This window comes from Gammaproteobacteria bacterium (assembly GCA_013151035.1).
Lineage (GTDB): Bacteria > Pseudomonadota > Gammaproteobacteria > JAADJB01 > JAADJB01 > JAADJB01.
The window spans coordinates 69,996-83,677 of sequence record JAADJB010000019.1; the positions used below are offsets into that span (position 1 = coordinate 69,996).

The window sequence follows — 13,682 nt, forward strand, 5'->3', positions numbered from 1 at the left end:
AAGCATGAAAATAACAGATTTTATTGATTTCAACCCAAAGAGGGCCCTTAATAAAGGTTGTCTTGCACCATTTATAAACATGGCTGCTTTACCTGTGGATAGTCGAGATATAAACCAAATTGGTGAGCGAGAATTCAAAGGGGGTGGATCAAAATTTAAAAATGGTGATACCTTGTTTGCACGAATAACACCATGTTTAGAAAATGGGAAAACAGCAAAGGTTGCTGAGTTGCCTGAAAATACCGTAGCGCATGGTTCAACAGAGTTCATCGTAATGGCCGCTAAAGAGCCGGAATATGATCAAGACTATATTTATTATTTGGCTAGACTGCCTGAATTCCGTTCATATGCTCAGGCACGTATGGAAGGCACATCTGGACGGCAACGCGTCCCATGGCAATCGCTTGTGGAATTTGACTTCAATTTTCCAGAAAAAGAGAAGAGAAAAGAGATCGGTGATTTTCTTAAAACTATTGACAACAAAATCGAACTAAACCGCCAAACTAACCAAACTCTCGAACAAATCGCCCAGGCCATTTTTAAATCTTGGTTTGTGGATTTCGACCCTGTAAAAGCCAAGGCACAGGTATGTGCCAGTGTCGCGGAGGGCAGGATACCCGGGAGCGAAAAAAATACACCACTACCCAAAGACTTTGATGTAGAAACTGCCATCGAACGTGCCGCCATGTGTGCCATCAGTAGCAAGTCATTAGAAGAACTTGAACAACTAAGTTCTGAAACCCAACAACAACTCAAAACCATCGCTGCTTTATTCCCTGATACTTTGGTTGAATCTGAGTTAGGTGAGATACCGGAAGGGTGGGCTGTTACTCGTTTTAAACAAATTGTTGAAAAGTACATTGATAATAGGGGAAAGACACCGCCTTTAGTAGATTTTGGGATTCCATTGCTTGAAGTGAAGCATCTACCTAATGGCTCGATGAAACCTGACCTTGATACTACAAAATACGTAGATGACGAAACTTATGAAAATTGGTTTAGAGCTCATCTTGAGACGAGTGATATTATTATTTCAACTGTTGGGACTATAGGCCGGATTTGCATGGTTCCTGAAAATGAAAAGTTTACTATTGCGCAGAACTTACTCGGTATGCGTTTTTATAAAGAAAAATCTTCACCATATTTTATGTATTACCAGATGGATGGTTTCAGGTTTCGACATGATGTTGATGCGCGCTTAATTATTACGGTACAAGCTAGTATAAAAAGAAAAGATCTAGAGACAATTGACTTGTTATCACCACCTGTTGAATTACAAAATAAATTTGAAGAATTTATTAGCCCATTTGTTTCAATGCAACAAAGTAATCAAGAAATTAAACTTTCTAATATGAGAGATTCCTTATTGCCGAAACTCCTTTCCGGTGAACTCCAAATAGAACAAAATCAAACAGGATTGGAGGAAGCGATATGAGTCATGACTTAACCACTTCAGAAGTCGCTCGGCAAAATGTGCTAAATAATCGCTATGCCTTGACCAAGTTGGAGGAACATCTGGCACTTGGGGGGCTTCAGTTTGAGGGTGAGACGATTTTCACTAAATCCCAGCTTGCTGAAATATTAACCATTGATGAGCGTACAGTTGACCGTTATTTGACCACTCATGGTAGTGAAATCAAGGCAAATGGCTATCGAATACTGAAAGGTCATGCTTTAAAAAACATAAAGTTAGCCTATGTCGACGACACAGATGTCGTCGACATCATCGACCCCAAAACTCCTTCTCTGGGTGTGTTTTCATTTCGGGCGGTTTTGAATGTTGCCATGTTGGCTACGGAGAGTGAGCGAGCCAAAGTCATTCGCAGCCGAATGTTGGATATTGTTATCGACGTAGTAGCTGAAAAAGCAGGGGGACATACTAAATATATTAATCAACGGGATCAAGATTATTTACCTGCGGCATATATGGAAGACAGCTACCGTAAGCAATTTACCGATTCCTTGCGAGATCATCTGGAAATGGGAAACCATAAATATGCTGTTTATACAGATAAAATATATAAAGTGGTATTTTGTGAAAATGCACTTGAATATAAAAAAGTTTTAAAGCTTGCAAGTAAAGAGAAAACACGTAACACCATGTATGCCGAGGTACTCAAGGCCATTGCAGGCTTTGAACACGGGTTGGCCACACAAATGCGAGAGTGGTCTGAACAACATAATCGTAAATTAGTGCCTTCTGAACTAGATAGCATGATTACAGAGGCAAAGAACAATCCATTTCTAAAACCATCAATTGAGGATGCCAGGGTGAGAATGGCAAGCCGCGATTTGGGTTTTCGTGATGCTTTACATGATAAGTTAGAGCACTACATTCAAACGGTTCCAGAAGGTGATTTCGATCGATTTTTGGGTGAAAAGACAAAGTCCTTGGAAGAACAGCTTTCTGATACTAAGACGCTAGAAGTTTTAAAGCGGTTAAAGGATCGCTAGTATGAATGAGCTGATTCTTTACTTTGATGTAAATCATGCTGTAGAGGTACATGATTGGATTATCGAAAACTCAGGCGGTTTGTCTGGTACAAAAGATTTAGGTCAAGTGGATAGTGTTCTAGATCATATTCAAAATGATTTGTATTACCCAAGCTTTGAAGAGAAGTTGAATCATTTAGTTTTTTCTATTAATAAATTTCACGCATTTAATGATGGCAATAAGCGTTCGAGCCTGAGTTTAGGTGCCTACTTTCTTGAGTTAAATGGTTATGATTATTGTGTCCAAACATTTGTTCAAGAAATGGAAAATATTGTAGTTTGGCTGGCAGAAGGAAAAATTTCAAAAGCCTTGTTATTGAAAATAGTGACTTCTCTTATTATGGATGATGAGTTTTCAGAAGAATTAAAACTAGAATTATTAGAGGCGGTAAAATAATGATTACCGAAGATCAATTAAATAATCAAGGGGCACCCATTGAAAATCACGAGTCACACTAAACGTAACAAAAACTTGATATTAAAAACCCTGAAAAACAAAAGGCCCCGACGAATCTGCCGAGGCCAGTTGTCGACCGAGAATCCCCAGTCCTTTGAAAAGATTGTAGGAATATGACTACTTAATAGCAATACATTAATGTGTAAATAATAATCCCATGCCTGAATATAAACCGCCATTCACCTTAACCAACACAATCCTGAAACTGATCGCTGAGATCAGTGAAGCAATAGGGCGTTTGTCGGTACAGCTTGAATGCGAACAGAACCTACGTTTACGGCGTGTCAATCGTATGCGTACTATTCAGGGTTCATTAGCGATTGAAGGCAATACGCTGTCTGAAGAACAGATCACAGCCATTCTTGATGGTAAACGAGTTGTTGCACCGCCTAAAGAGGTCAAGGAGGCACTCAATGCGATCAGTGTCTATGAGCAACTGGATACCTGGCAGCCCTCTAGTGAACAGGCTTTGTTAGCGGCTCACAAAACACTTATGACCGGGTTGGTTGAAGAGGTCGGCAGCTATCGTACTGGTGGTGTTGGTGTCATGTCGGGTGATAAGGTGGTACACATGGCCCCACAGGCGAATCGAGTCGCTAAACTGGTATCCGATTTACTGGAATGGCTGGCGCATACAGATAGCCATCCATTGATTGCCAGTTGTGTCTTTCATTATGAGTTTGAGTTCATTCATCCCTTTGCGGATGGTAATGGCCGCATGGGGCGTTTATGGCAGACCCTTATCCTGTCCAGATGGCATCCTGTCTTTAGTCATCTTCCAGTGGAAAGTCTGGTCTATCAGCATCAAGATGAATATTATCAGGCGATCAGGCAAAGTACCGCACAAACTGATTCTTCGCCATTTATTGGATTTATGTTACAAATGATCCTGGATGTGCTTATTGAAGTTCAGGCTGAGGCTGTAACTACCCAGAAGACTACCCAGAAGACTACCCAGAAACAGAAGGCGATTCTAGCCTATCTGCAGTCCAATCCAGGGGCAGGAAGACGAGAGATCGCTGAGGCCCTGGGTAATATTACTGAGGATGGTGTAAAGTATAATCTTAAAAAATTACAGGAATTCAATCTGTTGAAGCGAGTGGGTTCAGCACGTTCTGGCCACTGGGAGGTGCAGGCATGATTACGGAAGAGTTATTTATGTCGGAAACTAATCAAATTCAACTATTCCAATCCGCTGATGGTGTTGTGCAATTAGATGTATCACTTGATCAAGAAACCGTATGGTTGTCACAAGCCCAAATGACTGAATTATTTGAACGTGAACGATCTGTTATTACCAAACATATTAATAATATTTTTAAGGAAGGGGAATTAGAGCGTGATGCAGTATGTGCAAAAATTGCACATACTGCTAATGATGGGAAAACATATAAAATTCAATCATTTAATTTAGATGTTGTGATTTCAGTAGGCTATCGAGTGAAATCACAGAGGGGCGTACAATTTAGACAGTGGGCCACTAACATCCTGAAACAGCACGTAGTAAAAGGCTATATTTTTTTATTCCTGTATTTACGACTTAATCAACATTTTTTGGAGAAACCCGTTGAGTTATTGATTAATGATAATACGCTAGTAGCCTTAGCTCTATTGGTTGCAGAGAGCAAGCCTGAACAGAAGGAGCTAATGATCAGATTAGTAGAACATTTTATAATATTAAAGGATAGTAAGACGTGATCACGGAAGACCAACTGGAACAACTCTGTCTCGACTGGTTTAGGTCCATTGGTTATGACTCTATCTGTGGCTATGATATTGCCCCTGATGGTGATCGCCCTGAACGTACTGATTATGCTCAGATCATTCTATTTGAACGTTTGATTCAACAACTGCAAAAGATCAATCCACATATCCCGTTGGCTGTGCTGGAGCAGGTGACCGGACAGGTTGCCAAACCTGAAACCCCTGTATTAATCAAAGGCAACAAGGTCTTTCACCAGTTCTTACTGGAAGGTATCAAGGTTGAATTCAAGGACGGTGATAAATCCAGGACGGACTATGTGCAATTAGTCGATTTCACCAATGTCGATAACAATCAGTTCCTGGTGGTCAATCAATACACTATTGCTGGCAGCAAGGGTCATCGTCGCCCTGATGTCATTGTGTTTATCAATGGTCTGCCACTGGCGGTTATTGAACTCAAAAATCCAGCGGATAGCAGTGCCGATATATGGTCGGCCTATCAACAGCTACAAACCTATAAGGATGAGGTACCTGATCTATTTGTCTTTAATGAGGCCCTGGTGGTCAGCGATGGTTTGAATGCCCGGATCGGTTCATTAACAGCCAATAAAGAACGTTTTTTGCCCTGGCGTACCATGACCAGTGAAAATGATAAACCCTTGTTTGAGTATCGGCTGGAAACCTTGATTAAAGGCTTCTTTAATCGTGAGTTGTTTCTGGACTATATCCATTACTTTATATTGTTTGAGCAAGAGGGTGATGCACTAATTAAAAAGATCGCTGCCTATCACCAGTTTCATGCTGTGCGTGCTGCTGTGGATGCCACAGTGATAGCCTCACGGCCACCCTTGCTTGATAAGGTTGCTGATGCACGGGAGCATTATTCTGGCAGCTTACAAGGCTCAGGATCAGGCAAGGCAGGTGTAGTATGGCACACTCAAGGTTCAGGTAAGTCTATCTCCATGGTGTGTTATGCCGGTAAGTTGTTGGCACAGCCAGAGATGAATAATCCAACCATTGTGGTCGTTACTGATCGCAATGATCTGGATGGCCAGTTGTTTAATACCTTTGCCATGGCGGCTGATGCTCTGAAACAAACCCCGGTACAGGCCAGTAACCGTGATGATCTGCGTGATATATTGGCCTCACGCCAATCGGGTGGCATTGTTTTTACTACCATACAAAAGTTTGCATTACTGGCGGATGAAGCCAGTCACCCGGCATTAAGTGAGCGACATAATATTGTCGTAATCAGTGATGAGGCACACCGCAGTCAATACGGTGATAAAGCCAGATTTAATGCGAAGACAGGCAAGTACACCTTTGGTTATTCCCGGCACATGCGTGATGCCTTGCCCAGGGCCTCATTTATTGGTTTTACCGGCACACCGATTTCAGCAGCCGATAAAGATACCCGTGCTGTGTTTGGCGATTATGTCTCTATCTATGATATTCAGGATGCGGTGGATGATGGTGCCACCGTGCCAATCTATTATGAATCACGTCTGGCTAAGCTGGATATTAATCAGGCAGAGCTTGAGGCGCTGAATGATGACGTTGAAGAGGTGATTGAAGACGAAGAGGATATGGCTACCCGGGAACAAACCAAATCCAGATGGGCTGCATTAGAAAAACTGGTGGGTAGTGCACCGCGCATGGAACAGGTGGCTAAGGATCTGGTTGCTCATTTTGAAAGCCGTATTGCTACTATGCCGGGTAAGGGCATGATTGTATCCATGAGCCGTGAAATCTGTGTGGATATGTACAATGCCATTATCACTATCAGGCCTGAATGGCATGATAGTGATACAGCCAAGGGCGCAATTAAGGTTGTAATGACCGGATCAGCATCGGATAAGGAAAAGCTGCAACCACATATCCACAACAAGGAAACCAAAAAGCGGTTTGAAAAACGTTTTAAGGATGTTAACGATCCGCTACAACTGGTAATCGTGCGAGATATGTGGCTCACCGGTTTTGATGCCCCTAACTGTCACACTATGTATATCGATAAACCGATGAAAGGGCATAACCTGATGCAGGCCATCGCCAGGGTAAACAGGGTGTTTAAGGATAAGCCTGGTGGTTTAGTCGTGGACTATATCGGTATTGCCAGTGAATTAAAGCATGCATTGAAGACCTATACCGATTCAAAGGGTAAGGGTGCGCCGACCCTGGATACCAATGAAGCCTATGCCATCCTGTTAGAAAAGATGGACGTTGTGCATGGTATGTTAAGTGGTTTTGATTACAGTGATTATAAAACCAATGCCTTGCAACTGTTGCCAATGATAATGAATCATATCCTGGGTCTGAAAGAGGGTAAAAAACGCTTTTTAGATGTCATGGCTGCGATCAGTAAGGCTTATACCCTATGCGGCACTATGGATGAAGCAGAAGGAATGAAAAAAGAGATTGCCTTTCTTTCTGCAATAAAGGCGGCGATCAGTAAATTTACCACCATCGATAAACGGCGCACCGATGAAGACAAAAATACCGCCCTGAAACAGATTATTGATAATGCTATCGTTGCTGATGGTGTGGCGGATGTGTTTGAAATGGTAGGGCTGGATAAACCGAATATTGGCCTGTTATCCGATGAGTTCCTGGAAGATGTAAAGAATATGCCGCAGAGAAATCTGGCCATGGAGCTACTGGAAAAGCTGTTACGGGATGAGATCAAGGCGCGCTTGAAAACAGATGTGGTGTCAGAGAAGAAATATTCTGATCGTATACTGGAAACCCTGCGTAAATATCATAATCGTGCCATTGAGACCGCTCAGGTGATTGAAGAACTCATTAATCTGGCCAAAGAGATGGAAGAGGATCTGGTCGAAGCAGATAAGTTGGGTCTGAATAATGATGAAATTGCTTTTTATCGCGCCCTGATTCAAAACGAAAGTGCAGTACGTGAACTCGGTGATAATAATCTACGTGAATTAGCCAAATACGTCACGGAACAACTGCGTAAAAGCACGACTGTTGACTGGCAAGTACGTGATAGTGTGCGTGCAAAGCTACGCAATCTTGTCAGGCGAGCTCTGAAACGATGGAAATACCCACCGGATAAGGCCGATGAAGCCATTGAGTTATGTCTGAAGCAGGCCGAGGTTCTGAGCTGTAGTTGGAGTATTTAATCATGTATCCATTCCTACGCAGAGCGTAGGAACGAGGTGAATATATTTGGTAGGGTGCGCATTGCGCACCCAATAACCGAAGTCCCCAAGCAACGGAAAATAAGGCGTTTTTCCGCTAGCTGTTGTATCATGCGCACGCAAGAATAATGTATTCATCAGGATCAAGACCACCATGCTTGAAGTTAACCCGATATTCAATCAGATCAAAGACCTGGAACAGCGTTCAGATGCGCTTAGGGGGTATCTTTGACTATGATCTCAAGAGTGAACGTCTCACCGAGGTTGAGCGTGAACTAGAGGACCCGGCAGTCTGGAATAAGCCTGAACTCGCTCAGGCACTGGGGCGGGAACGTTCCCGTTTAGAAGAGATCGTGTCTCTATTGAGTGGTATCGGTCAGACGCTACAGGATGCGGGTGAATTGCTGACCATGGCGCGTGATGAGGATGATGTGGATACAGCGGCTGAGGTTGAGGCGGATATTGTTGACCTTGAACAACAGATTGCGGCAATGGAATTTCGTCGTATGTTTTCCGGTGAGATGGATGCCAACAATGCCTTCCTCGATATCCAGTCAGGTTCCGGGGGTACTGAGGCGCAGGACTGGGCGGAAATATTGTTACGCATGTTTCTGCGTTGGGGTGAGCGCCATGAGTTTAAAGTAGAACTGATGGAGGTCTCAGCGGGTGAGGTTGCGGGTATTAAGAGTGCGACAATCAAGTTTGATGGTGATTATGCCTTTGGCTGGTTGCGCACCGAGATTGGTGTCCATCGTCTGGTGCGAAAATCCCCGTTTGATTCCGGCAATCGCCGTCACACCTCTTTTGCTGCCGTCTTTGTCTCACCCGAGGTGGATGATGATATTGATATTGACATCAACCCGGCAGATCTGAGGATCGATGTCTATCGTGCCAGTGGTGCCGGTGGTCAGCATGTCAACCGGACTGAATCCGCTGTGCGTATCACCCACCAACCTTCGGGTATCGTGGTACAGTGTCAAAATGATCGCTCCCAGCATAAGAACAAGGCAACGGCGATGAAGCAGCTCAAGGCTAAACTCTATGAGTTGGAGATGCAGAATCGCAATGCTGATCAACAAGCGTTGGAAGAAACGAAATCAGATATCGGCTGGGGCAGTCAGATCCGTTCCTATGTGCTGGATCAGTCGCGTATCAAAGATCTGCGTACCGGAGTTGAGACTGGAAATACCCAGGCTGTTTTAGATGGTGATCTGGATCAGTTTATCGAGGCCAGCCTGAAGGCGGGTTTATAATTTTTAATCTAACTAGATGTGAATAGCCATGAGTAAAAAAAATCAACAAGCCCCTGTGCAGGATGAACACCGTTTAATTGCTGAACGTCGCGCCAAACTGGCAAAGGTACGTGAACAAGGCATTGCCTTTCCTAATGACTTCCGCCGCAATGTGATGGCAGGTGAGTTACATGCTGAATATGACGATAAGGAAAATGACTTCTTTGAGGATCAGGAGGTTCGCGTCAAGGTCGCTGGACGCATGATGGCAAAGCGCGTGATGGGTAAGGCTAGTTTCATCCGTATTCAGGATATGTCCGGGGCTATTCAGTTTTTTCTACAGCGTGACACCCTGCCAGAAGGGGTTTATCTTAATTTCAAGACCTGGGATGTCGGGGATATTGTCGGCGGGGAAGGCAAGTTATTTGTCACCAAGACAGGTGAGTTAAGCGTTAAGGTGGATCAGTTATTTTTACTGACAAAATCACTGCGTCCACTACCTGAGAAATTTCATGGCTTGAGCGATCAGGAGACGCGTTATCGTCAGCGTTACCTTGATCTGATTATGAACGAGAGCTCCAGGGATGTGTTTCGTATGCGCACCCGGATTGTTCAGTACATTCGCAATTACCTGAATGAAAAAGACTTCATGGAAGTGGAAACCCCCATGATGCAGGCGATACCGGGTGGTGCCACGGCACGACCTTTCACCACCTTTCATAATGCCCTGGATATGGAGTTATTCTTGCGTATCGCGCCGGAGCTTTATTTGAAACGTCTGGTGGTTGGTGGTTTTGAACGCGTCTACGAGATTAATCGTAACTTCCGTAATGAAGGTCTATCCACACGTCATAATCCAGAGTTCACCATGCTTGAGTTTTATGAGGCCTATGCCACTTATCATGATCTGATGGATCACACGGAAAATTTGTTGCGCGGACTCGCCAATGACTTGCTGGGTTCAACCACCATTGAATATCAGGGTGATCACTATGACTTTGGAAAACCCTTTACGCGTATGACTATCAAGGGTTCTATTCTGCACTTTAACCCGGATATTACAGCAGATCAGATTTCGAATATTGACTCTGCACGCAAGATTGCCGAGGGTCTGGGTATTCCATTAAAAGACAGTTATGGGCTGGGCAAAGTGCAGATTGAGATCTTTGAAAAGACCGTCGAGCATCGTCTGATGGATCCTACTTTTATTACCGCCTATCCAACCGAAGTGTCCCCCCTGGCCCGACGCAATAATGACGATCCCTTTGTTACAGACCGTTTTGAGTTCTTTGTTGGTGGTCGTGAGATTGCCAATGGTTTCTCCGAGTTAAATGATGCCGAGGATCAGGCAGAACGCTTCCAGCAACAAGTGGCCGAAAAAGAGGGCGGTGATATTGAGGCGATGCATTTTGATGCGGATTATATCTGTGCCCTGGAACATGGTATGCCACCGACAGCGGGTGAGGGTATTGGTATTGATCGGTTGGTCATGTTGTTTACCAATGCACCTTCGATTCGCGATGTATTATTGTTTCCACATATGCGCCGCGTAGAATAGTGCTATTATCAGGTAATGAATCTGATTTCTCGTAAAAAGGGTTTGTTGGTAGGGTTGTTGACCTTATGTCTGGCTCTGCTTGTTTTTCTTTATGGTTTTCTGGTTACCAGTCAGATAAAACAAATTCATCAGAAATGGAGTAACTACGATTCTGATGTGGTACTCACCTATTACACCTTATCCAGGATTGAACGCAGTTTTGGTTATGGCGGGTTTATTCATAATTTCAAAAATATGGTGTTACGCCTGGATGCCTCGCGTATACCGTCCATCGACCAGAATCTGGCAGAGACCTATGCCGCTATTACTGAATACGAACAGCTTGAATCAAGCAAGCATGATGTGCCAGCCCTGATACATATTCGTGCGGTAGTCGATGAATACAGTGCTAAATATGCCATTGCCAAGGAGATGCTTGCAGCAGGATATAGTGCAACAGAGATTGATAGCAAGGTGAAGGTAAATGACAAACCGGCATTGGCGGCTATTGCCAACTTAAGTCGACATGCCCTGAATCACGCAAAAACCTATCAACAAGGTATCGGGCATGATCTATCCTATACCCTGTATTTTTTGCAATGGGGTATTGCTTTGATCCCGCTGATTCTGTTAACAGGAGGACTGGTGTTATGGTTTCTCAGACAGTTGATTATTCGCACACAAGAAACTCAAAAAGCCAAGTTGTTTTTAAGCGATGTATTGGAGGCAACCCCGGATGCATTGCTTATTATTGACGAGGATGGCTTTATTCGACGTACCAATATCCAGGCTGAACGACTGTTGGGCTATCAACGTGATGAACTGTTATCCATGACCGTTGAGGATCTGATGCCGGGGCGGTATCGTGGTCATCATGTGGCACAAAGACAGCAAACATTTTCTCTGCGCACCAAAAAATCATTCAGACCTCATACCCACTTTATAATCAAGACCAAAGAAGGTCAGGAAATACCGATTGATATCAGTATTGGTTACACCCGGCAGGATTCCGAAGTATTGGCGATCACTTCTATTCGTGACATCCGTGAGCGTAAAAAGGCAGAAGAACGTCTGCGTTTATCCCAGCGTATCTTTGAAGATACCGTTGAGGCTATCCTTATTACTGATACCAACAAGTGTATCGTTGATATGAATGATGCATTTTGTCGAGTGACCGGTTACAGCCGAGGTGAATTATTAGGTAATACGCCCAGTATATTTCGTTCTGGCAGACATAATGATGTGTTTTATCATGCCATAGAGGAATCCTTGGACAAGACCGATCATTGGCAGGGAGAAGTTTGGGATAAACATAAGGACGGGCATATCTTCCCACTGAGGAATTCAATTAGTGTCGTCAGGGATGATTATGGTCATATTAGCCATTATGTCGCGGTGATGTCTGATATCAGCACAAGAAAAGAACATGAAGCAAAACTCAAGGATATGGCTCTGCATGATCCATTAACAGGTCTGGCGAATCGTATTCTGTTTTACACCAAACTGAACAGAGAGATGGCGCGTGCTCAACGAGAAGGCCATCGTCTTGCCGTTGTCTACATTGATCTCGATGGTTTTAAAAAAATAAATGATACCTTGGGACATGATGCGGGTGATCAATTACTCAAGAAAGTAGCCAGGGAAATTTTATCGAATATTCGTGAGTATGATACTGCAGCACGTCTTGGTGGTGATGAGTTTGCACTTATTATCCCTAACGCAGATAGTATCATGTCAGAGTTGACCGCACGTATTATTGAAGGGCTATCCATTACGGTGGAAGAGGCGGGTAAGTGTTTATCCATTAGTGCCAGTGCAGGCATTGCGATTTATCCTGATGATGCCTCTACCCGTGATGAGCTGCTATATAACGCCGATACCGCTATGTATTATGCCAAGCAACATGGTCGCAATAATTACAAGATATTTAACAAGACGATGTTGACTAAATAGATCCCCGCCTGCGCGGGGATGACAGGGGAACTGCGCGGGATGACAGGGCTGGTGGGGTGACAGGGAAGCTGTGTTATTCCTCTGGAACCTCGTAGGGTAAATCCATCAGTTTAAGTGCAGCACCACTCTTGCTACCTAGATAAATATCACCCTGTTTGACACTGGCGATTTCAATGACTGCCAGGCAGACATAGCCACCATCAGCATAGGGGCTGGCATTAATGATCTTGCCCGCGCCCTGAGCCGATGTCGAGTTGCTGGAGAACAAGGTGTCACCTGCCTGTGGGGCTGATTCACTATCTATTTGAGCCAGATAGGTACGGCGCTTGACCTTACCCAAATACTGCATACGCGCCACAATCTCCTGGCCGGTATAACACCCTTTTTTGAAACTAACCCCGTTAATTAATTGCATATTGGCCATTTGTGGCACAAAGGCCTCTGCGGTAGCATCCAGAATAACCGGAATCCCGGCTAGAATATCCAGTGAGTCCCAATAATCTTGTCCAATGGGTGCGGCTGCAACATTCAGGTTATCCCATAATGCCATTATTTTTTCAGATGGGCCAAAAACCTCAAAGCGAGGGACAATACCCATTACGCGAATAATAGTGACATCAGCGGCTTGAACCACCTCATCAACAGCAACAGGTAAATCACAGCCGCAGGCCTTTTGTAACAAAGTCATAGCATCATTGCCGGAGACCCCGATGCCAATAAAAGACTCACTGGCATTCTCAAGACTAACCTCGGCGCGTAAAACAAACATGCGTAACCGGTTAATGACGCTATCGAGTCGTTGTTGAGGTATCTTAAGATAATAGGTATCTGCACGACGAAACACACGAAAATTACCCAGCATCCGTCCCTTGGGCGTGCAGTAACTGCTCAGTTGGGTATGTGTATCATCAATATCACGGATATCATTACTGAATTGACCTTGTAAAAAATCTTCTGCATCTTTACCGTGAACAGAAATAAGACCATAGTGGGAGAGGTCAGCGAAGACTGTCCCCGTCGTTGTTATACACCGCTCACGATTGGCATTACCAAAACTGAATAGTCTGCCTGCATCATTAAACTCTGCACCATTTTGTTCGAGAAAGGTACGCCAGCTTGCTTTCATCTTGTTTGTTCTCTTGCCTGCATGT

Annotated in this window: 10 protein-coding genes; 9 read left to right on the forward strand and 1 reads right to left on the reverse strand. The window is 44.0% G+C overall.

The features are described from left to right. Window positions 1-4 precede the first annotated feature (4 nt). The 9 genes from GXP22_04685 to GXP22_04725 all read left to right on the forward strand — a co-directional run bounded on the left by GXP22_04685 (window position 5) and on the right by GXP22_04725 (window position 12,531). Window positions 5-1,435 carry a restriction endonuclease subunit S gene (locus GXP22_04685; protein ID NOX08776.1) on the forward strand — a complete coding sequence of 477 codons (1,431 nt, stop codon included), beginning with the start codon at window positions 5-7 and terminating at the stop codon, window positions 1,433-1,435. Continuing rightward, entirely contained in the window at window positions 1,432-2,454 is a 1,023-nt protein-coding gene (locus GXP22_04690) for a DNA-binding protein (GenBank protein ID NOX08777.1), read from the forward strand. The genes GXP22_04685 and GXP22_04690 overlap by 4 nt, the downstream gene beginning before the upstream one ends. A 1-nt stretch (window position 2,455) precedes the next feature. After that, window positions 2,456-2,890 carry a type II toxin-antitoxin system death-on-curing family toxin gene (locus GXP22_04695; protein NOX08778.1) on the forward strand — a complete coding sequence of 145 codons (435 nt, stop codon included), beginning with the start codon at window positions 2,456-2,458 and terminating at the stop codon, window positions 2,888-2,890. 217 nt (window positions 2,891-3,107) lie between these two features. Further along, window positions 3,108-4,091: a Fic family protein gene (locus GXP22_04700; GenBank protein NOX08779.1), complete on the forward strand. Its 984-nt coding sequence runs from the start codon at window positions 3,108-3,110 to the stop codon at window positions 4,089-4,091. Between the two features lie 17 nt (window positions 4,092-4,108). Further along, complete coding sequence (locus tag GXP22_04705; GenBank protein NOX08780.1) at window positions 4,109-4,648, forward strand: hypothetical protein; 540 nt, start codon at window positions 4,109-4,111, stop codon at window positions 4,646-4,648. Beyond that, a complete protein-coding gene (locus GXP22_04710; GenBank protein NOX08781.1) occupies window positions 4,645-7,791 on the forward strand; it encodes a type I restriction endonuclease subunit R in 3,147 nt (1,048 codons plus the stop codon). The genes GXP22_04705 and GXP22_04710 overlap by 4 nt, the downstream gene beginning before the upstream one ends. A gap of 172 nt (window positions 7,792-7,963) precedes the next feature. Beyond that, a protein-coding gene (gene prfB, locus GXP22_04715) for a peptide chain release factor 2 (protein ID NOX08782.1) occupies window positions 7,964-9,062 on the forward strand; the annotation gives its coding sequence in 2 pieces (ribosomal slippage) (window positions 7,964-8,038 and window positions 8,040-9,062; 1,098 coding nt in all). Window positions 9,063-9,090: 28 nt separating this feature from the next. Continuing rightward, entirely contained in the window at window positions 9,091-10,599 is a 1,509-nt protein-coding gene (gene lysS / locus GXP22_04720) for a lysine--tRNA ligase (GenBank protein NOX08783.1), read from the forward strand. Window positions 10,600-10,614: 15 nt separating this feature from the next. Beyond that, window positions 10,615-12,531 carry a diguanylate cyclase gene (locus GXP22_04725; GenBank protein ID NOX08784.1) on the forward strand — a complete coding sequence of 639 codons (1,917 nt, stop codon included), beginning with the start codon at window positions 10,615-10,617 and terminating at the stop codon, window positions 12,529-12,531. Window positions 12,532-12,604: 73 nt separating this feature from the next. Here the strand turns inward: GXP22_04725 and GXP22_04730 are convergent, their stop codons facing one another. Then, a complete protein-coding gene (locus GXP22_04730; GenBank protein NOX08785.1) occupies window positions 12,605-13,657 on the reverse strand; it encodes a folate-binding protein YgfZ in 1,053 nt (350 codons plus the stop codon). Between the last annotated feature and the right edge of the window lie 25 nt (window positions 13,658-13,682).

Bases quoted from the DNA above. Each gene is read 5' to 3' on its own strand.
- GXP22_04685 (NOX08776.1), top strand. From the start codon at position 5: ATGAAAATAACAGATTTTATTGATTTCAACCCAAAGAGGGCCCTTAAT.
- GXP22_04690 (NOX08777.1), top strand. From the start codon at position 1,432: ATGAGTCATGACTTAACCACTTCAGAAGTCGCTCGGCAAAATGTGCTA.
- GXP22_04695 (NOX08778.1), top strand. From the start codon at position 2,456: ATGAATGAGCTGATTCTTTACTTTGATGTAAATCATGCTGTAGAGGTA.
- GXP22_04700 (NOX08779.1), top strand. From the start codon at position 3,108: ATGCCTGAATATAAACCGCCATTCACCTTAACCAACACAATCCTGAAA.
- GXP22_04705 (NOX08780.1), top strand. From the start codon at position 4,109: ATGTCGGAAACTAATCAAATTCAACTATTCCAATCCGCTGATGGTGTT.
- lysS (NOX08783.1), top strand. From the start codon at position 9,091: ATGAGTAAAAAAAATCAACAAGCCCCTGTGCAGGATGAACACCGTTTA.
- GXP22_04725 (NOX08784.1), top strand. From the start codon at position 10,615: ATGAATCTGATTTCTCGTAAAAAGGGTTTGTTGGTAGGGTTGTTGACC.
- GXP22_04730 (NOX08785.1), bottom strand. From the start codon at position 13,657: ATGAAAGCAAGCTGGCGTACCTTTCTCGAACAAAATGGTGCAGAGTTT.